Source organism: Lentiprolixibacter sp., from assembly GCF_982873095.1.
Window position 1 is genome coordinate 29555 of record NZ_CEYNTP010000005.1, and the last position, 509, is coordinate 30063.

Annotated in this window: 1 protein-coding gene and 1 pseudogene; both read left to right on the plus strand. The window is 46.8% G+C overall.

The annotated features are described in order from the left end of the window. A partial coding sequence (locus AC4E7D_RS00880; RefSeq protein ID WP_490171912.1) for a gliding motility protein GldB-related protein occupies window positions 1-288 on the plus strand: 288 nt, incomplete at its 5' end. 3 nt (window positions 289-291) lie between these two features. Further along, window positions 292-509: pseudogene (locus AC4E7D_RS00885) on the plus strand (gliding motility protein GldC); the annotation flags it as partial.

Below are 509 nucleotides of genomic sequence, written 5' to 3' on the forward strand. Positions count from 1 at the left end.
CAATTGGAGTGGGCAGTGGCAAACGAAGAACAGATCTGGCGTTATTTCGTAGAGAAAGAACTTTTATACAGTACGGACCGGAAACTGGGTCCCAGGTTCCTGGATCCCGCTCCTTTTTCGAAATTCCGCCTGGCGCTGGACAATGAATCTCCTGGCAGGATTGGGCGCTACATGGGATGGCAGATCGTACGGTCCTATGCGGAAAAGCATGAAGTGCCCTTGCAACGTATTTTGCAAATGCCAGCAAAAACCCTTTTTCAAGAGGCGAATTACAAACCTAAACGATAGCATATGGCCAAGTTGCATAACTCTAAAATTACACTTGAGGTTGCTCTGGACGAAAACCGCGTACCGGAAACCTTACACTGGACCGCTGAAGATGGAGGTATAAATAAAGAAGAGGCAAAGGCCATGCTCCTTTCTGTCTGGGACAGCAAAAACAAGGAGTCGCTAAAAATCGACCTTTGGACCAAGGACATGTTGATGGATGATATGAAACGCTTTTTCCA